The 19,796-nt window shown below is 47.2% G+C and carries 26 protein-coding genes; all 26 read right to left on the bottom strand.

Annotated features, from left to right (window positions below; translation table 11 throughout):
- Nucleotides 1-3: 3 nt before the first annotated feature.
- The 26 genes from ACI3EZ_RS02580 to ACI3EZ_RS02705 all read right to left on the bottom strand — a co-directional run bounded on the left by ACI3EZ_RS02580 (nucleotide 4) and on the right by ACI3EZ_RS02705 (nucleotide 19,762).
- Nucleotides 4-426 (bottom strand): hypothetical protein, encoded by a 423-nt coding sequence (locus tag ACI3EZ_RS02580; RefSeq protein WP_405024811.1) that lies wholly within the window; start codon nucleotides 424-426, stop codon nucleotides 4-6.
- Nucleotides 410-661 carry a hypothetical protein gene (locus tag ACI3EZ_RS02585; protein WP_405024812.1) on the bottom strand — a complete coding sequence of 84 codons (252 nt, stop codon included), beginning with the start codon at nucleotides 659-661 and terminating at the stop codon, nucleotides 410-412. Before ACI3EZ_RS02585 ends, ACI3EZ_RS02580 begins: the two co-directional genes overlap by 17 nt.
- Entirely contained in the window at nucleotides 642-1,079 is a 438-nt protein-coding gene (locus ACI3EZ_RS02590; RefSeq protein ID WP_405024813.1) for a prepilin-type N-terminal cleavage/methylation domain-containing protein, read from the bottom strand. The genes ACI3EZ_RS02585 and ACI3EZ_RS02590 overlap by 20 nt, the downstream gene beginning before the upstream one ends.
- Nucleotides 1,063-1,368: a prepilin-type N-terminal cleavage/methylation domain-containing protein gene (locus ACI3EZ_RS02595; RefSeq protein WP_405024814.1), complete on the bottom strand. Its 306-nt coding sequence runs from the start codon at nucleotides 1,366-1,368 to the stop codon at nucleotides 1,063-1,065. Before ACI3EZ_RS02595 ends, ACI3EZ_RS02590 begins: the two co-directional genes overlap by 17 nt.
- On the bottom strand, nucleotides 1,368-2,024 hold the full coding sequence (locus ACI3EZ_RS02600) for a type II secretion system F family protein (protein ID WP_405025399.1): 657 nt from the start codon (nucleotides 2,022-2,024) through the stop codon (nucleotides 1,368-1,370). The genes ACI3EZ_RS02595 and ACI3EZ_RS02600 overlap by 1 nt, the downstream gene beginning before the upstream one ends.
- 707 nt (nucleotides 2,025-2,731) lie before the next feature.
- On the bottom strand, nucleotides 2,732-4,012 hold the full coding sequence (locus tag ACI3EZ_RS02605; protein WP_405025400.1) for a LysM peptidoglycan-binding domain-containing protein: 1,281 nt from the start codon (nucleotides 4,010-4,012) through the stop codon (nucleotides 2,732-2,734).
- Nucleotides 4,012-4,368, bottom strand: coding sequence for a hypothetical protein (locus tag ACI3EZ_RS02610; RefSeq protein WP_405025401.1), 357 nt, complete (start codon nucleotides 4,366-4,368; stop codon nucleotides 4,012-4,014). Before ACI3EZ_RS02610 ends, ACI3EZ_RS02605 begins: the two co-directional genes overlap by 1 nt.
- Nucleotides 4,361-4,681, bottom strand: a complete 321-nt coding sequence (locus tag ACI3EZ_RS02615; protein WP_405025402.1) for a hypothetical protein — start codon at nucleotides 4,679-4,681, stop codon at nucleotides 4,361-4,363. The genes ACI3EZ_RS02610 and ACI3EZ_RS02615 overlap by 8 nt, the downstream gene beginning before the upstream one ends.
- Before the next feature lie 2 nt (nucleotides 4,682-4,683).
- On the bottom strand, nucleotides 4,684-5,877 hold the full coding sequence (locus ACI3EZ_RS02620; RefSeq protein ID WP_405025403.1) for a hypothetical protein: 1,194 nt from the start codon (nucleotides 5,875-5,877) through the stop codon (nucleotides 4,684-4,686).
- A 45-nt stretch (nucleotides 5,878-5,922) separates the two neighbouring features.
- Nucleotides 5,923-6,108, bottom strand: coding sequence for an XkdX family protein (locus ACI3EZ_RS02625; protein WP_405025404.1), 186 nt, complete (start codon nucleotides 6,106-6,108; stop codon nucleotides 5,923-5,925).
- Between the two features lie 2 nt (nucleotides 6,109-6,110).
- Nucleotides 6,111-6,461, bottom strand: coding sequence for a hypothetical protein (locus tag ACI3EZ_RS02630; RefSeq protein ID WP_405025405.1), 351 nt, complete (start codon nucleotides 6,459-6,461; stop codon nucleotides 6,111-6,113).
- 11 nt (nucleotides 6,462-6,472) lie between these two features.
- Nucleotides 6,473-7,726, bottom strand: coding sequence for a hypothetical protein (locus ACI3EZ_RS02635; RefSeq protein ID WP_405025406.1), 1,254 nt, complete (start codon nucleotides 7,724-7,726; stop codon nucleotides 6,473-6,475).
- Nucleotides 7,727-7,755: 29 nt separating this feature from the next.
- On the bottom strand, nucleotides 7,756-8,184 hold the full coding sequence (locus ACI3EZ_RS02640; RefSeq protein ID WP_405025407.1) for a hypothetical protein: 429 nt from the start codon (nucleotides 8,182-8,184) through the stop codon (nucleotides 7,756-7,758).
- The gene (locus tag ACI3EZ_RS02645) at nucleotides 8,156-8,482 is read right to left on the bottom strand and encodes a hypothetical protein (RefSeq protein ID WP_405025408.1); all 327 of its coding nucleotides are present in this window, start codon (nucleotides 8,480-8,482) and stop codon (nucleotides 8,156-8,158) included. Before ACI3EZ_RS02645 ends, ACI3EZ_RS02640 begins: the two co-directional genes overlap by 29 nt.
- Nucleotides 8,454-9,656 carry a prophage endopeptidase tail family protein gene (locus ACI3EZ_RS02650; protein ID WP_405025409.1) on the bottom strand — a complete coding sequence of 401 codons (1,203 nt, stop codon included), beginning with the start codon at nucleotides 9,654-9,656 and terminating at the stop codon, nucleotides 8,454-8,456. Before ACI3EZ_RS02650 ends, ACI3EZ_RS02645 begins: the two co-directional genes overlap by 29 nt.
- Entirely contained in the window at nucleotides 9,656-10,555 is a 900-nt protein-coding gene (locus ACI3EZ_RS02655) for a phage tail domain-containing protein (protein ID WP_405025410.1), read from the bottom strand. The genes ACI3EZ_RS02650 and ACI3EZ_RS02655 overlap by 1 nt, the downstream gene beginning before the upstream one ends.
- 1 nt (nucleotide 10,556) lies before the next feature.
- Complete coding sequence (locus tag ACI3EZ_RS02660; protein ID WP_405025411.1) at nucleotides 10,557-14,882, bottom strand: tape measure protein; 4,326 nt, start codon at nucleotides 14,880-14,882, stop codon at nucleotides 10,557-10,559.
- A 4-nt stretch (nucleotides 14,883-14,886) separates the two neighbouring features.
- On the bottom strand, nucleotides 14,887-15,144 hold the full coding sequence (locus tag ACI3EZ_RS02665) for a hypothetical protein (protein ID WP_405025412.1): 258 nt from the start codon (nucleotides 15,142-15,144) through the stop codon (nucleotides 14,887-14,889).
- Nucleotides 15,145-15,170: 26 nt separating this feature from the next.
- Nucleotides 15,171-15,668, bottom strand: coding sequence for a tail assembly chaperone (locus ACI3EZ_RS02670; protein WP_405025413.1), 498 nt, complete (start codon nucleotides 15,666-15,668; stop codon nucleotides 15,171-15,173).
- Between the two features lie 36 nt (nucleotides 15,669-15,704).
- On the bottom strand, nucleotides 15,705-16,415 hold the full coding sequence (locus ACI3EZ_RS02675; RefSeq protein ID WP_405025414.1) for a phage tail protein: 711 nt from the start codon (nucleotides 16,413-16,415) through the stop codon (nucleotides 15,705-15,707).
- Between the two features lie 3 nt (nucleotides 16,416-16,418).
- A complete protein-coding gene (locus ACI3EZ_RS02680; protein ID WP_405025415.1) occupies nucleotides 16,419-16,814 on the bottom strand; it encodes a DUF3168 domain-containing protein in 396 nt (131 codons plus the stop codon).
- Nucleotides 16,815-16,826: 12 nt separating this feature from the next.
- Nucleotides 16,827-17,336, bottom strand: coding sequence for an HK97-gp10 family putative phage morphogenesis protein (locus tag ACI3EZ_RS02685; protein WP_405025416.1), 510 nt, complete (start codon nucleotides 17,334-17,336; stop codon nucleotides 16,827-16,829).
- Nucleotides 17,326-17,652 (bottom strand): hypothetical protein, encoded by a 327-nt coding sequence (locus ACI3EZ_RS02690; RefSeq protein ID WP_405025417.1) that lies wholly within the window; start codon nucleotides 17,650-17,652, stop codon nucleotides 17,326-17,328. Before ACI3EZ_RS02690 ends, ACI3EZ_RS02685 begins: the two co-directional genes overlap by 11 nt.
- A 6-nt stretch (nucleotides 17,653-17,658) precedes the next feature.
- Nucleotides 17,659-18,006: a phage head-tail connector protein gene (locus tag ACI3EZ_RS02695; protein WP_405025418.1), complete on the bottom strand. Its 348-nt coding sequence runs from the start codon at nucleotides 18,004-18,006 to the stop codon at nucleotides 17,659-17,661.
- 16 nt (nucleotides 18,007-18,022) lie between these two features.
- On the bottom strand, nucleotides 18,023-19,096 hold the full coding sequence (locus tag ACI3EZ_RS02700; RefSeq protein WP_405025419.1) for a major capsid protein: 1,074 nt from the start codon (nucleotides 19,094-19,096) through the stop codon (nucleotides 18,023-18,025).
- An 18-nt stretch (nucleotides 19,097-19,114) separates the two neighbouring features.
- A complete protein-coding gene (locus ACI3EZ_RS02705) occupies nucleotides 19,115-19,762 on the bottom strand; it encodes a DUF4355 domain-containing protein (RefSeq protein WP_405025420.1) in 648 nt (215 codons plus the stop codon).
- Nucleotides 19,763-19,796 lie beyond the last annotated feature (34 nt).

The raw sequence follows: 19,796 nt of genomic DNA on the forward strand, positions 1-19,796 counted from the left end.
TTCTTACTCCCTCATATACAATGTTGCTTGATAATGACGGTGATCAACCATTGCGTCCAGTTGAATAATAGGCGGATGTGCAACGGTTTTAAACGCCGTCACATTTCGTAAAATTGGCATATAACCATGCCCCAAACGATACATTCGAATTTCATTCCCGCGCCATTCAAAATCATAGCGCTGGTGATCTTCTAAACTGATTAAATGCAGTTCGTGAGTCATAACCCGATCGACCTTAAAGCGAAACCGATCATCGGTTAATAAACGGCAAAAAGAATGCCATGTAAGAACCGTTGGTTGCAAAAACCGTTCCTGAGTCCCTAACCAACGAATAGTAACCCCCGCACTCGTTCCGATCACCGCAACAACTAGCAGGGTAATTATCGTTTCTACCAACGTAAAGGCCGCGCTACCACGTAATCTCATTTTTCCCGCTCCGATCTGTTATCACTATCCGCCGCTGTTGGTGGACATCGATGTGGTGAACCCGCTCATCCATCAATTGGGCGCGATGAAGCTCTCCGTATGCTTGCCGGGTTTCATGCAAAAGAGCACTACCAAAAAACGCAGTAATCTCAAGCGTTACTCCCAGCAATACTAATCCAGTAACGGCCTCAACTAATAAGAAACCATTACTTTGCTTACCGTTGAATTTCCTCATACTTATATTGCCCTCCATATCCTAATTGAAAAACAAGCACCTTATTGCACCTATTTGACGGGCTTTGATAGCATACCGTTACTGGCGTTACGCTTCCGCTGGGTGCAACTTTCACCACCTGATACCGCAACAGGTGCAGTGATGCTGGGACAGCGATTACGTGGCACTCATGTTGATCAACGATAAACCGCACTTGATTTTTCGTAAAGACGACTGTTTTGTTCGTCTGAAGCAACCGGGGATTAGTCACAGTCTCAATCCAGATAGCATTAAACCGTTTAAAAAACCACCGTTCCTGCCAGGCAGCCTGCCACCGTTTTCCCGGCCCTACAGTAACCATTCCCGCAAGTATAGTGACAATTAGAAGAACAATGGTCGTCTCAATTAACGTAAATCCCGGTTTACTCCGTCGTCCCATCAATCTTTAACCCTTCCGCATTAATTTTTTTCACCTGCGCCGCTGATAAATAATGCTCATCCTGCAGTTCTTTCAGGTGAACGTTGCGGGGATTATCAATATTGTGGGCCTGCATATAAAGCTGCGCTTGAGTATTAAGCTCCGTTTGCAAAGCATGATTATTTACCTTATTAGCTCCTTTCCGTTGCGCACTTAAATTGGGTAGCACGATTAAAATCAATAGGCTAATGATAAAAAGAACAACCGTCATTTCAATCAGCGTAAACGCCGGTACCCGTTTTTTAAACATCAATTTATCCTCCCAATACTCGAATATAGTGGAACTAAAATTGCCACGTAAGTTCCAATAATCAACACCGCAATCACAATAAAGAAAAGCGGCTGAATCCACGTTAATAAGCGGTCAAGCGCCTGCACAAATCGACGATAACTTACATCAGCAAACATCAAAAGCGCTTGTCCGGTTGTTCTTGTTGCCTGACCCCGCTCAAAAAAGGTCGCAATTTCATCGGGGATAAAAGGGATTTGTTCAGTAAAATTCCTAATCGCCTTTCCCACCATCATTGTCTGGGTAAACTCTGCTCCAAGCTGATAAAGAACACTACCTGAGGGAAACCGTAACAACAATTCACCAACCTGCGCAAGTTCAAGTCCGCTTACTAATAACTGACCTAGATTAAAACTAATAATGTACGCACAGTAGTACCGATAAAAGCGACCAATGATCGGTAACTGGCTGTACCAAATATGGCGGTTTAATGAACGCTGGCGCCACCACCAGATAACTATCCGACTGCAATATACCCCGCCGCTGCACAAAATAGCTCCCATAATTATTCGAACTACCAATGTCCAATCAAGCGTTGAAGATTGCCGCGGTGGAACAAACTGGTGAAGCATTGGCATTAACCACCAATGTACCGCACCGATAATACTCAACAGCATTACTAATAAGCCACACGGATAAGCCAACAAACCGCAAATACGCCGCCGGTATTCATAACGGCGGGAAAGTTCCCTTGCAAGAACCTATACTTTACTTATATGTAGGTATTTGTAGGCTGTATGACCGTTTTTTGACCGTTAAGCCGCCAAAAACGGTCTTTTTTATTGTCTTTTACTTTCTTTACGTCACTTCTATATGTATAACAAAAACGACTTCCCACCACCACAGTAGGAAGTCGTTATATGTATGGGCGTTGTGCTTAACCACAGCCCCGCCCTTGTGAGATACCACCCTCACATCTCGCAAGTAATCAGCTTGCAGACCCAAGAAAGGTCGGTATAAGTCTATTAACACCTACATAATAACACATTAACCACCAAATTCAATTAGCTGGTGGTATAATTTAAAAGCTACCTAACCAGTAGTAGATGTTATAGAAAGGGACACGTCTAATCAGCGTGCTAGGTATAAGTCTATTGAAAGACCTTTTGGTCGCTCCCCGTTGGGTAACTCCGTTCTCGAACGGCTATTAGCCCGGCGGGGGTGTTTTTATTATACGCTATTTTTGACTGATATGTACAAAACGACCCCAGCCATACAGCTTGGGGTCGTCTTAATAAGTGGAGCTTAACTCCCAGTAACTACATTATTACATATGTCTATACTATACACAAAAAGCCCCCGCACGAATGCGGAAGGCTGATTGCTAGTAATTCAATTTTTCACCCGGATAAATCAGGTTCACGTTCCGAATACTATTTAATGAAGATAAATGCGAAACGGATGTCCCTAACCGGCTGGCAATCGTGGAGAGATTGTCGCCCGGACGCACGACGTAGCTGTGTCCCCCAGCTGTACCACCACGTAACTTCAACCGTTGCCCAACATAGATGTAATTCGGGTTCGACAGGTGGTTCAGACTAGCTAACGCCTGCCACGTTATGCCGTACCGGCTGGCAATCCCGCTTAACGTGTCACCAACTTGGACTACATACGTCCCGCTAACTGGAGTGGCGTTTTCCGTCCGTGCTTGGTGGGCAGTCTGTAATATCTCCACGTCATTTCTACTGATCCAACTCATAATGCCAGACAATAAGACCCGGTTACCTCGGACTTCCTGTACCGCGTAAGCCTTGCCTTTTACCCAGTTCGGAATACGTTGCCCGGTTGCCCAGCAGTCAGCGGAGAAGTTGACCTTAACCGTATAGCCCGGTTTAATCTCCCGTTTCGGGGTCTTGTCAGCCTGTTGTCCCTGCTTAATTACTGGGGTTTCGTGCTTTGGCTGATTGTTACCGTGGTAACCGTTATGCGTAATACCGGTTAAGTCCACGTCACCGTCAATACCCTGGCGGTTGTAGTTATCATCAAACTGCCAAATGCTGACCCCGTTCATGGACGGAAAGTAGTTGTAGTTCGGCGAAGCACTCCCCGGACACGGATACGCTGCTATCCAGACAGACTGGTTACCGAATGCTTGCACAATACGGTTAACGTCTACGTGCGCTACCGTATATGGTTTATATGAGTAGTAAACCGGCGTGTAGCCCGCCTGCTTAATCTTATTCATACCTGCGATAATGGCGTCCGTGTTCGCTTCCACGTTCCAACCAGCCCCGGCTTCGTAGTCCAACGCAATGATTGACCCTTTCGGTGTTTGCACCCGAGGCAGAAAGTAATCAACCACCTGCCGTCCTAAGCCCGCATTACCGCCAACTTGGTACCAGATATACGTATGTGCCCGTTTACCTTGCGCAATCGTGGTCGCCACCTGCGAATTGTAGGTGTTCTGTAAGTACAGTCCACCCTGATACCCACCAATCTGGCAAATAGCGAACTCATCATCAGCTCGCCCAAACTGCGCCGTATAACCCTGATACCGGGCTAAATCGACCCCTTGTGAGCGGTTCGCACTCACACTATTTGGACTTTGTGCTAACAAAAAAGCGCCGGCCACCAGGACGGACGCTAATAGGCGTTTATGTTTCATTAATCCTCACCTCCGGACGGTTCGGCTGGTTTAATCTTGGGCGTGCTGTAAACCCGCTCAATATCTTCTTTCAGCTCACAGTAGGCGTGTTCCAGACACCCCCGTAATAAGTCGGTGTCCTGTTTATCAAACCCTGCCCGTACTAGCATATCTTGGAGCATAACCTCGGCATACTGCATTTTATCCGGAGCGCCAGCCTTTTCTGCCAGCACTACGGCGTCCTTAGCAAACTGTTCTAGCGCTTGAAGCAAGGGCTTTGTTGGAATATATTTCTTAACCAAATTTGCGACCCATAAACAAAGGGCAGGCGTTAGAATGCCTGCCACCGCAACCACGATTTGTGTAATCTCATTCATCATCATAATCACCCTTTCTGACCTTTACGTCGTCATAAATGCCCTCTTTTGTCTCCAATACAATCAATCGTTTTTCGTGTTCATTAAGGACACTATTGTTTTTCGATAGGTCATCCCGCAGACTTTCTACTGTGCGATTCAATGTACTCACCGTGTCAGTTAAGCGGTCAAAAGTCTTCTTGTTCTCCTCGCTTTCTTCCAAGTAAGCACTATGAAACGCCCACTTAAATCCCCGAATTAGAATTGTCAGAAACGTTCCCGCAATACCAATGATTGCAGTCCAATCCTCAAGACTTATGCCTAAAAAAGTCATCCTTATCCCCCCTTATACGTTGAACTCGAAACATAACTAGGTACCGTACTACCGCGAACAATCATCGGTTCGCTGAACATATCATAAGCACCCTTAATGTCGTCTACGGTATTTCCTTTGGCCCTCATAGCGAACCGTACCCATGGTTTCGTATTCGGAATTTGGATATTTTCCTTTTTCAGCAATTTCCAACCAGCACTCTTGTCGTCATTGACCCCGATTACAACATTAATCGGATTTTTAAATTCCCGGTTATCGTCGTATTGAACCATATATACAACTTGACCCTTATTACTCTGGCTATATACATAAGACTGAACGCTGGCCGAAATCGTAAAGTTATTACTATCAAACCCATTCCCAATTCTGATTGGTCGACTGAAGTAAACGGTGTTCTCGTCTACCCAATCATTAGCTTTACATGCCCGGTGCCCATACCAATTATTCGTTCCACTTGGTTGATGGCCCGTTACGTTGCTTCCCCAATCCGCAGGGAGTCCCCATTCGACCCATATCCCTTCATTGCCTAAGAAATCTGAGTTCCAACACAGATTAACGCTGTTCAGATTTGCTAGTAATGAAACAATATCAGGCATTGTATCAACCATATCCGAGACTTTACCGATTTTATCTGCGTTAGTACTGATTGCGGTACTATTTGCATTAACTTTAGCCACCGTTGAAGTGCCGATTTGATTAACGTACTGGTCGAAATCCTTTTTAATGTCGTCTGTCGCCTTATTTACGTCCGCCATAGCTTGCGCTGTTTGTTGTTGAGTATAAGTTTTAAGGTCATCCTCAAAATCACTCAACGAACTTGTTGGCACAACACCGTTGGTGACGGTCAAAGCGTCGGGGGTAACCGTAATCACCGTGGCACTGTTATCCACGGGGAATATCCGCTTACCACCTTGGGCGTCCAACACGTCTAGCTCAACAGTGTAGTTACCTGCTGGCAATGCAGATAGGTCGCTCGTTTTGAGCTTAAAAATATAGCCCGCTGCTACTGTGGCAGTCAGCATTTTGCAAACGCCCATGGTATTACTGATGACGAACTTCGCTGACCCGTCCTTTTGCAGTGACACCTTGGAGCCCTGCATATCATAGGCTACGAACTGGATTTCGCTGTTCGTATCGCCGTGTTTGAACTCATACTGTCCGTTAGCAATCACTAATTGTCCGTTTAGGTTTGCCATGGCACACCTCCTATTCCACTGCCCACCCACCACTTTTGATTAAAGTTAGTTACTCGAAGTTGCCGGAGAAGCAACAGAACCAGCTCCGCTTGAAGCTGGTTCTGCAATCGTTTTGGCTTGTTCAGCGGTGATCCACCCGGCGTTAACGTAAACCTGCAAATCATCAATACTCTTATAGACACCCCACGACCACTGTGTTTTAATCATCTCGAATAATACGTCATTTCCCATAACTATTTTCCTCCTTTAAGTTCGGCAATCTGTTTGTTTTGAACGGCCACTGTTTGTTCTAAGGCAGTGACTTGCCCAGACAACGTACTCATCTGTTTAGTAAACACCGCCATCATTTGTTGCGTTGGCGTAATCTGCGGTGCCGTTGCCATGCTATTGCCGTTTTGCTTCTGATAGAATGCGTCGCTTTCTTCTTTGGTAGAAGCGGTTAATTTGCCGTCAACTAACTTATACGGAGTGAATCCTGCCGGCAATTCAGTCGCTTCGCCTGCCTTCAACGTGTAATCATCGTCAACTTCGACCGTTACCATCCCCGTTGGTGACTGTCCGTCATAGCGATAGATATATTTCATTTCTGCACCCCCTAAATCATCTTGGCGTCATGGCAATCATTCGGACAAGCACCCGATGAGTTATACCGCTCAATTTTGTTGAGATAAACTAACGTCTTATTCTGTTGGTCAATCATCAATTCGTGGCCATCTAGCATAAATGGCGTTTGATCCAACCCTTCCAAAAAATGGAAATTAATTGGGAACTGAATAATCGGCTTGCCCATAGCGTCTGGATTAAGAGAACAGTTGGCATGAATTTCCATCATGCAAATCTCGTAGTTCCCTGCCGGATTGTAAAACCTGAACCCCATAAAGTGGAAATAATTGTTGTCCGAACTTTGTGACTTCTGGATGCCATTATTGAGGATTGTTAGCCCTTCGCTACAACCGCCCGGTGAAGCGTTCGCTTCGTATTGACACGAAAATAAAGCGTGACGCATATCAAATCCGACATCTTTCAGTATGTCATCCTCAAATTTCAAACCACCCAGGATATCTACGTTTTGAGCATTAACGTTCCCGTTAAGATTACCCATAAAGTTATCGGCCATTACGTTTTTCCCGCGCACCGTGCCATTGAACGTATTCATCCCCGAATAGATATTATTCCCGTCCAGCTTCGGCACGTCCGCCAATGCCTTGGTAACTGCGGCGTCGACAAACGCCTGCGCACTCTTAACGTATTGATTTAATAACGCCTTGCAATCACTAGCACTTGCCATTAAGGTGGTAACTTCTTCCGTTAACTGGTTTACTTCCCGCTGAACCTTAGCCTTCCATTCTTCATACTCATTGTCGAAGGGCGATACCCCGTCCACGAAATCTATCGCTATGGATAGCAAATCGGGCTCAACGTCAAAGAAACACGCCTTGGATGAAAGTTTGTTTGTTCCATTGTCTAACACAATCCTAAAAGTGTACCGACCAACCGTTTGGAAGAACCCAGGTAGAAATTTAAGATTGAAAATGGCGTTACCCGAACCCGACGGCGTAGCGGTTAGGTCAAACAGCGTTCCGTCTGGGTACTCCCCTTGCATTTTGACCGTGTAGCCTGCCGTATTTAACGGGCGTCCATTCTGGGCGAACATTAATGGTAGAACGTTACCGTGGTCGCCTTGCCCGCCGTTGAAGTACTTCCGTAAGTCAAGAAACGTATTAACCGGCTTAGAAATATCCAGCATGATATATACCAACTGACCATTAACCATCTTAACGGTGCTTGGTTCAGCAACCTGATAAATCTCTTCTTCCGGCATGATTGCCGTAATATCTGCGTCATTCACGTCTTATCATCTCCTTTAAAAAAACACACCTACTGATTAGCAGGTGTTTCTAATTCGTTAATCATGTGTTGTAATTCTCTGACCGCAAAACCGATATCATCAGCGACTGCTTTCCAGAACTGGTTCAGGGCGTCCTTATCAAGCTCTAGTCCCTGCGGAATAACCGGCACTTCATACTCGAAGTCGTAATCGGTGTATCGGCTATCATTAACAAGCTCCGGGAGCATATCCAGCAAGGTCTGGGCATTCTTCAACCACTGCAACCGTGCCGCTCGGTCAGCAACCGCAATATCGGTCAAATCGAACGTGTAGCCCAACACTGGAATGAATGAACTTTCAACTTCGGATAGCTGGGTCAGAAAGTTTTGAATAGCCTTGAAGTTCCCTAAATTAGTTGGATTTAAACTCCCCGGCGAACCGTCCCAAAGGTTAATTGTGACCGTTGGTAGTTGCGTCATTGTCAATCCCCCTTGCCGTGATATTGCCGTAGTTGTCAACGTCAATCATGAAGTGCTTCCCGCTGGCATTTACCACGTAAAGTGGAAGCTGCAGAACCGGCTGGCTCTGCGTTAGCTTATCCTTGATAAGCGACCAAATGCGGTCAGCGTCTGTCTGGTCGTAGACAATTCCTAATGGGGTAATTTTGCCATGAAATACGCCGTTGTCGGTGTACCCAAAGCATTTACCTTCGCCTAAGGTACTGTCGTAACCAAACCCCACACCATAACTATCCGTAGAGTTGCTTGAGTTTGCCATGTAAATCTTCCACCTCGCCTTCCGACCACGTAACATTTACGTCCGCCATGTGGTTTTCAATATCAGTTCCACCGCTACTTACAACGCCGATCATCGAACCCACGTGTTCATGGATACCTTTGATTTGTTGCCGTAAAGCGGCGTTTACGTCATTAACACTGATTGCAGTATTATCGAATGCCAGCGTTGGCACGTCCTTCTCGTTGAACGGGTTACGCTCAATGTGGTTCAGCGTTACCGTGGTTTTCCAATCATACTTAGGAATAATAAGGTGGATGACTTCGCCTTTCTGGTAACCCTCATCACTAAAAGCATTCAACGTTAACGTAATGCTCGGGTCAATTTGCTGGTGATTGTCCTCATAACGCTGCATTGAGTTCTGGTCGGTAAACCGGTCATCCTGAACAACGTCTCCTCGATGAAGCCCCCAACGGTCGATTGACCCCTGATTGCTCCACAAGAAGTTAACCGCATACGTGGTCGTATTATTGTCATTCTGGTTGGCCTTGCCGTAGCACTGCGCCTGATTAACAATCGAACTACTATCCATGCCTAGCTTGACGTCTTCGCTGTCGTGTTCGTAGAACATTGTGCGTCCGTTATCTTGCCGAAAAGCGTCTGTGGTGTAAAACACCCAGTGCTTGCCGTTCGGAACCACAACCGCATTGTAGTCGCCAGCGTGTGATGAAAAGAAACTTTGGAATGACCCGCTTGGGCTTTCGATAGTCGCAATCGGAAAATTACCGTGAAACTCGGCACTGATACCCTGGTCGTTACCGTTCAAGAACTTGTTCACGGCGTCCTGAAAGCTGGTTGGCGTTCCGTTGCTATCCGCTGAGTTACCACTATTCGGCGAACCATTAATCCGTAAATTAGCACTGTCTGTGAAATACTGGTGCGTTGCCGTCACACTATACGTACTCGTACCATTGTTAATTACCCGGTTAATGCTGTTGATATAAAACTGCTGTCCGCCGTAGTTGATGATATTCTCAACCGCCAACAACCCTATCGCCGTCCGGTAACCAGCGTTATCCATCACCGTAAACTCGATCTGCCATGTATCATTGACGTTCCATGTTTCCTTGAAGGAAGCCTGCATATCCGGGATAGGTAATCGTTCACGTGTCGCCCCGTCCCGGGTTTGCACCGTAATTGTTGGGTACTGATACATCAGTTTAGGTACTTAAAAAAGAAGTCAATCGAACAAGAGAAGTTGTTACACCCCGACACGCTTAGGTGATTTTCCCCTTGTTGCAACCGAATGACCCCGTTATTCGTCTGATTACCGCACCCGTTTCCGTCAAGATACGGGTTAACCCCGTTCAATACCAACGACTGACTTTTGTTGACGTTGTTGTTCATGACGAACGTGTCGCCAGTATCGTTGTTCTTGATACTCGGCTTCCCGTTCGCATGAATTGTCAGCACAAAATAATCATTTTGCACAATCGGGTCAACCGGTAGATCACCCGGATTGTAGACCGTGAATGAGTTACCGCTAAACTGATAGCTGTAATTCTCGTTCTCTCGTAACCCCAACCCGAATGCCACGGCATTATCAATGTTTAATGAACTAACTACGCTCTGCCCAACCCCAGTAAGATTAGTAAGCGTTACCTGTATCTCAAGATTTTTCTCACTGATATACGTTGCCGTCATGCTAGTGTATTTCACCAGATACATCCGGTAACCGCAGTCTGCAAACGTAATCCAGTATGGCGTCCGGCTAACAAGGTAATTGGTAATTGCCTTGAGTGCCAGCTTTTCGTCATCTTCGTCCAGACACCGGGCGAGGAACGTAAGCGTAATTTGCCGACTGTCATAACGACTTGCGGTTAGATTCTGCCCGTTCCGTTGCCCTAACGTGCTATACGTGTCGGCGGTGACTGGTGTTTGCCAATCATAGTCGTACAGGTATATCCCGTCCATATCGCCAACATCAAACGCCGATACCCAGTTCTTGCCGTCTTCACTGATAGCAAGCTCTACCGGGTCATAAGCTAGAGGGTTCTGGTATTCCCCAAACTTATAAGCGTGGGGCTTGTCGGTTCGTTTTGAGAAAATTTGCATTCTAGAACACCCCCTGTTTCGTTTGCATACGTAGCACGTGTGCGTCTTGTTTCCGCAGACGTTGTGCGCTGTCTTCCAGACTAATCGTCATATCCTTAGCAACCAACATCTTTAACAGCTCGACAATTTCGTCCAACTTGTCACCGTCTGCACTATCCGCATGAACCGGTGCCTGTGACGGTTCGGGTTGCGCCAGCATGGTTTCGTTGACTGCTTTCTCCAGCAGTGGTTTTGCGCTTGGAGCATACGGGTTAATCACGTACTCGTGACCTTCCGTGTTGTCGCCAACCCAGCCTAACTGTTTGCCCCAAACTTCGCCACCAGTCCACCAGCCGTGACCGTTACCAATGTTGCCCCAACCACCTTCGCCACCGTGGTTCAGACAGTTAATTGCCGCCATAATCTGATCTAGCCCACTCATAATGTTATGGTGTCCCGGCATTGCCCACGCATTGAACGTGGACGGAATGAACTGCAACAGCCCTTGCGCCGGGTGTCCTTCGATTGAGTTAATATCGGTAATTTGCTGTCGGATATGCGGATTACCGCCTGATTCCGTTTGAATTTGCCGGAGTAATCGACTGACCTGATTTTCCGAAAGATGAACGTTCATTAAATGTGCGGCATGATGAATAACTTCACGCCAGTTTCCACTGCCGCCTTCTTCTTCCGATAATTTTTCTTCAATCGGTTTCAGAATTTTAACAGCCCAGTCTTTCATTGCGGAAGGTAGTTTATCAACGACCCACTTACCAATACCACGGTACTGACTTGGAACAAGCCCCAGCAGTGCATTTGCCGCCTTCTGGATAATTCCTTTCAACGCCTTAATCGGGTCATCCAGAAAATCATCCAAAGCGTCTAGCTTATCACCGAGCCAGTCCTTAACGTTGTTCCATGCGCCTTTAGCCCAGTCGATACCTTCCTGAACCCAGCCACCACCGTCAAAGTGCTGCGCTTGCATGCCAACGATACCGCCGGTTGCATAGTGTTCTACACCGGCCATTTGCATAATAGCGTGCGTCTCTTCGCCGCTGTACACCCGGGAACCAACCGGAAGCAGTCCTGTCCAGTTTCGTTGATTACTCATAAAGTATTCGCCACTTGGTGTCCGCACCAGTTCTTTCCAGTGTGGGCCAGCGCCGTCATTGATGACGGATAACGCACCTTTACGTTCGCCGACAATACCACCTTTTGCAAAGTGAACGTGTCCGATTTCTCTCAGTCCCGTTCCTTTCCCGGTGAAGAAAGACCAAACTTTGTTAATACCGCTGATTGCACCATTAATTACGTTAATGACACCGTTCATACCACTTTCGGCGGCACCTTTAATGTCATTCCAAATACTACGAAATGCTGATTTCATGCCGTTCCATGCACTTGACCAAGCACCAGAAATGGTATTCAACGTGCTACTAATGTGACTGGCAATAGAATTAATCACGCTCTGAATATTTGACTTAATTGTCCCCCAAATACGGGAAGCAACTGAACTAATAGTGTTCCATGCAGAACTCCAATCTCCTTTGATACGGTTCATTTTGCTTGAAATATCGCTACGTACGTGACTTATTCCCTCGCTCACCTTGTCTTTAATACCGTTCCAGATATGAACAGTAGTAGAACTGATCCTATTCCAATCTTTATCCCACTCAGTCTTAACTCTGCTAATCCCTTGCGAAACAGAATTACGCACTCGTTCAGCACCTTTTGACACCTTTGACGTAATATCTTTCCAAACTTTTGCCGTAATTGAGGAAACTTTGTTCCATGATTTCGACCATAAGTTTTGAATAGATTTGGTAAGTGATTGCCAGCCCTTTTGCAGAAGTTTGCTTCCACTCTTAAATAACTTTTGAACGTCTTTCCAGCCTTTACTAAACAACTTACCGATAGAACCCCAATGCTTGGTTATTAGTTGCAAAAGACCTCTAGTCCATTGTCCCCACGCTTTCTGTGAGGATTTAATCCAGCTATTTAAGCCCTTAAACAACGAATTAAAGCCCTTAGAGAAATATCGGCCTGCTTTTCCCCAATGGCCTTCCGTCAATTCAAGAAGTCCTTTACTCCAGTTTTGCCATGCTTTTACATCACCTTTGATGAAATCGGCAATGCCTTTGATTAAGGTACTAATGCCTTTTTTGAAAGAACTTGGGATGGCATTCCATACGCTCTTTGCAATCACGCCTAGTAGCTTGAATGCGCTAACGATTAAGTTAATTCCGTCCTTAACAAGGTTTACGCACGCCTTAGCAAGGTTCCCTAGAATATCGCCAATTCCATTAACAATACCCCGGAACGTAGCACAATGCTTATACGCCTCCGTAAAGGCAAATCCCAAAGCAATTACACCTACCGCAATCGCAGCAGCAATCGCTATTTCTGGAAGCATTGAAACGTTTAGAGCACCAAATGCAGCAGTCAACCCACTAATAACGTTCTTAGTTGCGCCTAACGCCTTAATTGCTCCGCCAACTTTACTCAAACCACTAACAAAGCCGGTAAACTTCTTCACGGCTAAAAACGCCAGCAGTGCGTCACCTAGTGTTTTAATTGCCGCCTTGTTCTCGGACAGCTTCTTCAATGCGCTGGCAACGGTCTGCATGGCGTTTGCCGATTTCTTACCGCTATCGCCAGTCTTAGTAAACATACCAATCACACTACCCAGCACATTGACTGCGGTCTTAATTGCCGAACCAACAACCTCAAACGCAATCTTGACGGCCGAACCCATGGAGCTGAATGCTGCCTTAATAGTGTCAGCGTGTTGCGCTACAAAACTTGAGAAACTGGTAACTGCACGTGTCATGTTGGCGATTGCTCGATTAAACTCACGCTCGATAGTTTGAGTGTCACCGGAACCAATAAACGCCTTCGTAACCACTTGCATACCTTTTGATACAGCGTCACCCAACCGCTTAAATGCGGTGTCCGTACTCTTGTCGGTGACCCACTTAGAAATAGCGCCATAGACTGGGCTTTTAGCTTCAAGAAATGGCTTCTCGAAATCAGACAGTAACATTGGCACTCGTGCCTTGATTGTCCGTTCCATACCAGTCATGGTCTGCAACATATTCTCGGCAGCTTTGCCGTACTTATCCTGCCCTAACTCGTTGAACACCTGCTCCAACGTTGAAGCCGAAATCTTACCTTGCCTTGCCATTTGGCGCATCCCAGCAACCGAAGTATGGCACGCATGCGCCATTGCTTCGTCAATCATCGGGAAGTAGCCCCCAATCTGGTTCAATTCACCAGCAGTAACTTTTCCCGTTGCCATGGCGTGCGTCATGTCCTGCGACACGGCCTTTAACTGTTCACCAGACAACCCAACGGCGTCACCCATGTTCAACATGGATTGCGTAAGGTTATCCGCCTGTGACTTGCTACTATTCAAGTGATAGAAGCTCTGCTCCAGTTCGTTTACCAAATCAACCGATTGCCCGGTCGTAACGCTCAAATGCTGAATGCTGGCAACCATATCGTTTGCCTTGCCAACGCTACCAGTTAAGGTGTTCCACGTTTGCAACATGACCTGATTTTCCTTGGCAGTTTCGCTGGCTTCATGTCCTAATTCAGACAACTTACTGCCCAATGCGCCAATTCCGGCCGTAATTGCACCGCCAACGAATGTTCCCAGCATTATATCCTTTAATGCGCTAAAACGGTGTCCCGTTTCACTCGTCCGTTCACCAATGGAAGATAACGCACTAGAAGCATGATCCTTCACTTCAACGTTTACTTCCTTATGGCTCGGTATTTTTTTAAATGAGTTGATAATACGTGATAAGACACTTTGGTTCGTTTCCGCTTTGATTTCCGTGACCTTGCGCTTAGGCACGTCACGGACTTCACGGGAGAACTTGCCTAGATTACCGTCCTCAATTTTTGCCTTGATTTCGGTGGTCTTTTCACGGGGGAGCTTGTTAATTGCCGACCCGAAGCGGTCAACGTTCTTTTCAGCACCACTTAAAGAGTTCATTACGCCCTCTTTCATGTTCTTTGCGGTGTTGACGACCTTATCAATCGCTTCTTTAGCCTTCGTGCTGAAACTCGACCAACTACTACCAGCGTTCTTAACCTTGTCATCTGTACCATTAATAGCGCTCTCCACGTCCGTTTTGAGGCTTACAGCGTCATGTTGCACCTTGTCCATTGCGTTGGTGGCTTTGGCACTGTATTCCGCCCAATGTGCGCCTTGTGCCGCAATCTCTGTCCCACTGCCTTTGACGGCTTCTTGGGCTTCCATAATTGCCTGCTTGGCACGGTTTACGCCGTTCGTAACTTGGTCAATGAACTTCCACACGAATTGCTGTTCGACAACTGCCATGGCTCTACCCCCTTTCTTTGAGAATCTCCTGTAAAGCTAACGCCGCTACGGTTTGTTTCGGTTTTACCTTCTGTTTCTTGGCTTCTTCCAGTATCTTCTTGCGGGCTTCGCCAACGCTCTGGTGCGTCCGCTCGACATAATCAGTCAGAGAACCTTGCAACGAAGCGTCTACGGCAATCTGTGGGGTCAGACGTTGCTCCTGCTCATCTAGCAGTCGTAACTGATACCCCCGCTCTGCCGCCCGAAACTCAACCGGCGACATTTCGTCCAGTTCAGAAACACTTAACCCTATACGCCGGGCGTAACTGATGGTGTCGAGATAAGTTGTTTCAGGTGGTCGAGCTGACCCGTCATCCGCCGAAGTACGGCTGCTTCCGTATCCTTGTCCGGATTGTCGTCCGCTTCCTTGTCGACCCGTTCCTGCATTAAGTCCATGTTTTCGTCCATATCCTTGACGAACTGGTTCAAACGAGCTTTCAAGAAATTTGACGCTTTCATCTCCTCAATGATGTTGTCAAATTCCTTTTGCGTCCGGCCTTCGTCCGCAAATACCGTATCGCTTAATGCGTCCACAATGGCTTCCTGTGATGGCTGGTTACGCTTGTACCATGCCATGCCGTAGTAGTATGCAGACACGATTGCGTCCACGCTACCGGCTAACAGGTCATTAACCAGCATTGTGAACCCGTCCTGATTATCAGCGGCATTTTCCTTTGAAACCTGCTTGTAGAATGCAAAGTTAAACTTCGGTGTGTATGCGTTGTTGTTAATGTTAAGTGTTTCCATAACTAGATTTCCTCCTAATCTGTATTGTTATTAAGCCTACTTACCACCGTTTGTGGTAGTGGCAGTTGTTGTTTCTGCCTTTCCCGTTTCGCTGTTCGTTGATGAACTGCCTTCAACATTCGGCTTTGCCACAGTTGAAGGCTGGTCAACAGTGTGTGACTGTTGCCATGTTTCCCAAACAGTCGGCTTCGGGTCTTCCTTACCCCCAAAGTCTGTGTTGTGAGCAAAGTTGAACAGCTTAATACTCATTTCCAAAATCTTCGGGTCTAACTCGTCCTCGCACAGAATTCCCGGCTGTGAAGAACCGTTAATGTTGTACGTGATGTTAGAGTGCAGTAAGTTGTTAACCGCTTCGGTTTCAGGAACACCATTAGGCGTTGCTTCGGCGAAGTCTGCTCGGAAGTACCGCTTACCACCACTAGACTTAACTTGGTTCAGGTCAATCCGCCAAATACCGATTTCGACGTCCTCATCAACGGCACGCTTGAGCATTTCCTGGAGCGTGTCGCCCATTAACCAATAGCTATCAACGACAAACGTTTCGGATTTAGAACCAGAAGCGTGAAGCACACCTTTCTTGGTGTTCACGTTCGTTACTGTCCGGGTGTTTGTGGTTGACGTTGCCGCCTGTACCCCTAACATGCGGATAAGGTCAGTTGGCTTGTCCCACGGGAACTTAATCCCGTAAACAATCTTATCTGCGCTTTCTACGTCTAATTCAGCGTCGTGTTGCCATTCAATCGCCATAATCTATACCCCTTTCTTTCCGTAAACAAAATAGTCAAAAATATAATTGATCCGCAGGAGCTTGTCGCCACCCTGCGTTGTATCGGTCATCGTCCGCTCACTAAACGTGTCGTACCTAATCGGCCAATACGTAGTTGCCACTGTCTGCATTGCAACTCGAACATTGTGGGCTACGTCATAGGCTCGTCCCATGAGATTACGTTTGGTATAAACGTCCACCATGAGCGATACTTTCATGTAGTCCATCTGCCGTAAGTCGTTCTGCTCTTGTTCGTTCATGAGGTTTACAACAATCTGCGGGAACTTGTTTGGCACTTGTTCCCCGAAGTCATAAACCGGAACACCAATCTGTTTCAGTTGCCGTTTAACAGCCAGCAACAGGTCTGTTTCTGGTGACAATCGGTTCACCTCCTATTCGATTGCTCGCCGTACCGTGTTTTCAAAATCGCCTTTCAGTTCATTTGCTACTCGTTCACCGCTGGGCTTCATGAACGGTTCAGGTGCCATTTTGTACGTCCCAAATTCAACGAACGGGCCGTACGGTGTTACCTTGCCGTCTGCTTTCCCTCCTCGGGCTTGCTTAACTTGAGCGGTTGTTGCGTGTGGTGCGACTGATACCGATAACCCGTCCGGGCTAATCTCCGGCTTAATCGACCCCTGCAACGTTCCGGTAGGTACATATCTGCTCTTGCTATGCCCGACCAATGAACTTTCTAATTTCTGCGCAGCGTCCACCTCTTTGGCGCCAGCTTGGAGGACGAACTGACGGGATAATCGTTGCGCTTGCTGAAATTCACGGTCAAACTCGGCCAACGCTTCCGGCATACCAGCGTCCGCTAACGCTTGTGCCGCTGTCCTGGCCTGCTTAAATGCGTCCAGATTTACTCCAAACTTAACTGTTGGTAACTCGTTATCCGACATGCCATACCACTTCGCTTTCTGCAATGAAGAAATCAGTGCGCCGGAAATGGTGTTGCACCGTTTGAACGTTATACATCGTGCTATCGTCCCCGGGCTTATACGTCTGCGGAAAAGCAATCTTATCCGCTTCGTACTCGCCGAACACCCGAATAATGGTTGCCTCATACGTTTCACCCGTTCCGACCGTTACGTTCGCCCGTTGCAAGTTTGCCTTGACCCGGGTTTCTGTGTACGTGTCAACATGATCTAACGTTTCGGTATTATCATTCGTGCTTGGCTGGCGTTTAAGCAAAATTACGTCTTGGTCGTAACGCATACCACATCACTCCCAACCGACCGCAATTCCGCTATTGCCTAACCCTGTATTACGGTCTAACCATGCTTGCAGGTCGTTGTAATACGGTTGTAGGTCGTTCGCATTAAAGGTCATCGACAGTCCAGCTTCACTGATACTGTTAATGCCCTCGTTATGGAATTTGTTGTATTTCGCCAGCGTGATTGCGTCCACGATATAACTCAACTCATCCGGAAAGTCGGTCACGTCCTTACCGATAAAGACGCAAATGGCCTTTTTAGCGTTGTCGATATAGATTTGTAGCCGGGCTTCCGTCTGTTCATCAACGGCTACGCCAACCAGCGTCTTAATTCGCTCAATATCCGTCATTGCCATTGCGTCCACCTCCTAATTAATGGCTTGAAGCCGTAGAAGTCGTCGTTGCCGCAACTGCGTCTGCGGACGTTACGAACTTAACGACCGGAATTTGCTTGTTGTCGAACTTCTTCACCCAGTTGGCACCGTTGGCAAGGTCAGTCAGTGACGGGAACTTCTTGTCCGTCCCGAATGCTGTTTCGTTCCATGACACACCCTGTGGCGCCATAACGAACCGCCGCCGGTTAACAAGGAAGTCCACCCCATGGTTAACAAGTGAGTCACGACCCGTTTCAACGGCGTGTTCTACCGGGAACTCGGCGTATGAAATTGCACCCTTAGCGAACAGGTATGACGTGTACTTGCCAGAGCTGTCCTTTGCCAGAGCGTCATCTACAACAATCTGAACACCCTTGATACTGTCGCCAGCGTCTGGTGCGGTGATTGCTGTTGGCACGTTAGCGTTACCGTTGATAACGAACGTGTTTGATGAACCACTCTTCGGGTCAACAAGGTTAGCGTTCTGTAATGCTTTCAGAATATCTGAATGAATTACAACCAGTGCTAAGTCCTTGTAGTGGTCGCCCAACATGAACCGTGCTTCGTTGAAGTTTGTCAGGCTGAATGTGGCGTCCTTGCCAGACGTTGCGTCAAACTGGTTAACACCCTTCATGCTCGAAGAAGCAAATACCCCGTTCAACGTAGCGACCAAGACCTTCTCGTAAACTGAACTCCAATAGTCCGCCAGTGACTCACCAATAGCTGTCAACGGGTCTGAACCAGATAATTCAGTCGCTAAGTCCGTAGCGCTCCATGCCTGGTCGAAGCCCAACTTACGTGCCTGATACAGGTCAGTCGTAATTCTGTGAAGCTGTAAGTCCGTGGTGTCGTCCGGGAGTTGCGGGTCAGCAATATCTAACGGCTTGTATGCCGGGATATTAACGACTGATCCACCCGTCCCCAGCGTGTGAAGCTGTGGTGTGTTATCAGCAACTACACCGCTCTTGAAAAAGGCGTTACTTGCTGTTGACCGTTCGATAATGTACTGTGCCCAGTTGACCGGCACTTGCATATCGGATAAGTGCGTTGCTTGCGTATAATCTACTGTCATTTCTACATCTCTCCTTTATTACTCAACCGGCGTAACGTGATAACGGCTAATTGTCCCTACTTGAGCAATCAATTCCCGTGCTTTGTCCGGGTCTTCCGTACAAATACGTTGCTGTTCCGTCAAGTTCCATGCGTCCTCCGACCACGGGTTATCTTTGACCGCAATCTGCGGGGCACGTGGTGTCGAAGCCGCCGGGGCTTGCTTGCCTTTCAGTAGTTCAGCCGTCACGCTTTCCTTAATCTGCTGTCCGTATGCTTTCAACAGTTCCAGATTACGTGAGGTTTCATCCTCATTCCGTCCCATGACAAGCGGGAGCATGTCACGGCTAATTCCCTCGTCAATGAGCATTGACTTCGTGGTTAACTCGTTGAGCTTCTTGTCATACTCTGCGCTCTTAGCTTGCAATTCCTTCTCACGGTCAGCCTGTTCTGCCTGTGCTCGTTCTTCGGCGGACATCTTGGCACGCTCGGCAATCTTTTTCTTCTCGCTTTCCAGTCGCTCATTGAACTGCTTCTCTTGCTCCGCCATTTTAAGTTCGCTTCTCTTGCGTTCTTTGGCGACCTTCTGGGCGATTAACTGGTCGATACGTTCTTGTTGTTCGTCGGTAAATGTTGGTTCGGAGTTTTCCGTAACCTGTCCCTGCTTTTCTTCTGCTTCGTCGTTCATGACAAAACCTCCTCCGTTTTACGCCCGTCGGCTA

The organism is Ligilactobacillus sp. LYQ60, assembly GCF_045033015.1.
GTDB lineage: Bacteria > Bacillota > Bacilli > Lactobacillales > Lactobacillaceae > Ligilactobacillus.

What these genes read in the sequence shown, in the direction of transcription:
- ACI3EZ_RS02600 (WP_405025399.1), bottom strand. Translation starts at nt 2,024, where the DNA reads ATGCTGTTGAGTATTATCGGTGCGGTACATTGGTGGTTAATGCCAATG.
- ACI3EZ_RS02690 (WP_405025417.1), bottom strand. Translation starts at nt 17,652, where the DNA reads ATGCGTTACGACCAAGACGTAATTTTGCTTAAACGCCAGCCAAGCACG.
- ACI3EZ_RS02670 (WP_405025413.1), bottom strand. Translation starts at nt 15,668, where the DNA reads ATGGAAACACTTAACATTAACAACAACGCATACACACCGAAGTTTAAC.
- ACI3EZ_RS02665 (WP_405025412.1), bottom strand. Translation starts at nt 15,144, where the DNA reads ATGTCGCCGGTTGAGTTTCGGGCGGCAGAGCGGGGGTATCAGTTACGA.
- ACI3EZ_RS02620 (WP_405025403.1), bottom strand. Translation starts at nt 5,877, where the DNA reads ATGGCAAACCTAAACGGACAATTAGTGATTGCTAACGGACAGTATGAG.
- ACI3EZ_RS02660 (WP_405025411.1), bottom strand. Translation starts at nt 14,882, where the DNA reads ATGGCAGTTGTCGAACAGCAATTCGTGTGGAAGTTCATTGACCAAGTT.
- ACI3EZ_RS02615 (WP_405025402.1), bottom strand. Translation starts at nt 4,681, where the DNA reads ATGACTTTTTTAGGCATAAGTCTTGAGGATTGGACTGCAATCATTGGT.
- ACI3EZ_RS02590 (WP_405024813.1), bottom strand. Translation starts at nt 1,079, where the DNA reads ATGGGACGACGGAGTAAACCGGGATTTACGTTAATTGAGACGACCATT.
- ACI3EZ_RS02655 (WP_405025410.1), bottom strand. Translation starts at nt 10,555, where the DNA reads ATGCAAATTTTCTCAAAACGAACCGACAAGCCCCACGCTTATAAGTTT.
- ACI3EZ_RS02580 (WP_405024811.1), bottom strand. Translation starts at nt 426, where the DNA reads ATGAGATTACGTGGTAGCGCGGCCTTTACGTTGGTAGAAACGATAATT.
- ACI3EZ_RS02625 (WP_405025404.1), bottom strand. Translation starts at nt 6,108, where the DNA reads ATGGGAAATGACGTATTATTCGAGATGATTAAAACACAGTGGTCGTGG.
- ACI3EZ_RS02630 (WP_405025405.1), bottom strand. Translation starts at nt 6,461, where the DNA reads ATGAAATATATCTATCGCTATGACGGACAGTCACCAACGGGGATGGTA.
- ACI3EZ_RS02695 (WP_405025418.1), bottom strand. Translation starts at nt 18,006, where the DNA reads ATGGCAATGACGGATATTGAGCGAATTAAGACGCTGGTTGGCGTAGCC.
- ACI3EZ_RS02650 (WP_405025409.1), bottom strand. Translation starts at nt 9,656, where the DNA reads ATGTATCAGTACCCAACAATTACGGTGCAAACCCGGGACGGGGCGACA.
- ACI3EZ_RS02700 (WP_405025419.1), bottom strand. Translation starts at nt 19,096, where the DNA reads ATGACAGTAGATTATACGCAAGCAACGCACTTATCCGATATGCAAGTG.
- ACI3EZ_RS02595 (WP_405024814.1), bottom strand. Translation starts at nt 1,368, where the DNA reads ATGTTTAAAAAACGGGTACCGGCGTTTACGCTGATTGAAATGACGGTT.
- ACI3EZ_RS02605 (WP_405025400.1), bottom strand. Translation starts at nt 4,012, where the DNA reads ATGAAACATAAACGCCTATTAGCGTCCGTCCTGGTGGCCGGCGCTTTT.
- ACI3EZ_RS02610 (WP_405025401.1), bottom strand. Translation starts at nt 4,368, where the DNA reads ATGAATGAGATTACACAAATCGTGGTTGCGGTGGCAGGCATTCTAACG.
- ACI3EZ_RS02645 (WP_405025408.1), bottom strand. Translation starts at nt 8,482, where the DNA reads ATGGCAAACTCAAGCAACTCTACGGATAGTTATGGTGTGGGGTTTGGT.
- ACI3EZ_RS02640 (WP_405025407.1), bottom strand. Translation starts at nt 8,184, where the DNA reads ATGACGCAACTACCAACGGTCACAATTAACCTTTGGGACGGTTCGCCG.
- ACI3EZ_RS02585 (WP_405024812.1), bottom strand. Translation starts at nt 661, where the DNA reads ATGAGGAAATTCAACGGTAAGCAAAGTAATGGTTTCTTATTAGTTGAG.
- ACI3EZ_RS02685 (WP_405025416.1), bottom strand. Translation starts at nt 17,336, where the DNA reads ATGTCGGATAACGAGTTACCAACAGTTAAGTTTGGAGTAAATCTGGAC.
- ACI3EZ_RS02705 (WP_405025420.1), bottom strand. Translation starts at nt 19,762, where the DNA reads ATGAACGACGAAGCAGAAGAAAAGCAGGGACAGGTTACGGAAAACTCC.
- ACI3EZ_RS02675 (WP_405025414.1), bottom strand. Translation starts at nt 16,415, where the DNA reads ATGGCGATTGAATGGCAACACGACGCTGAATTAGACGTAGAAAGCGCA.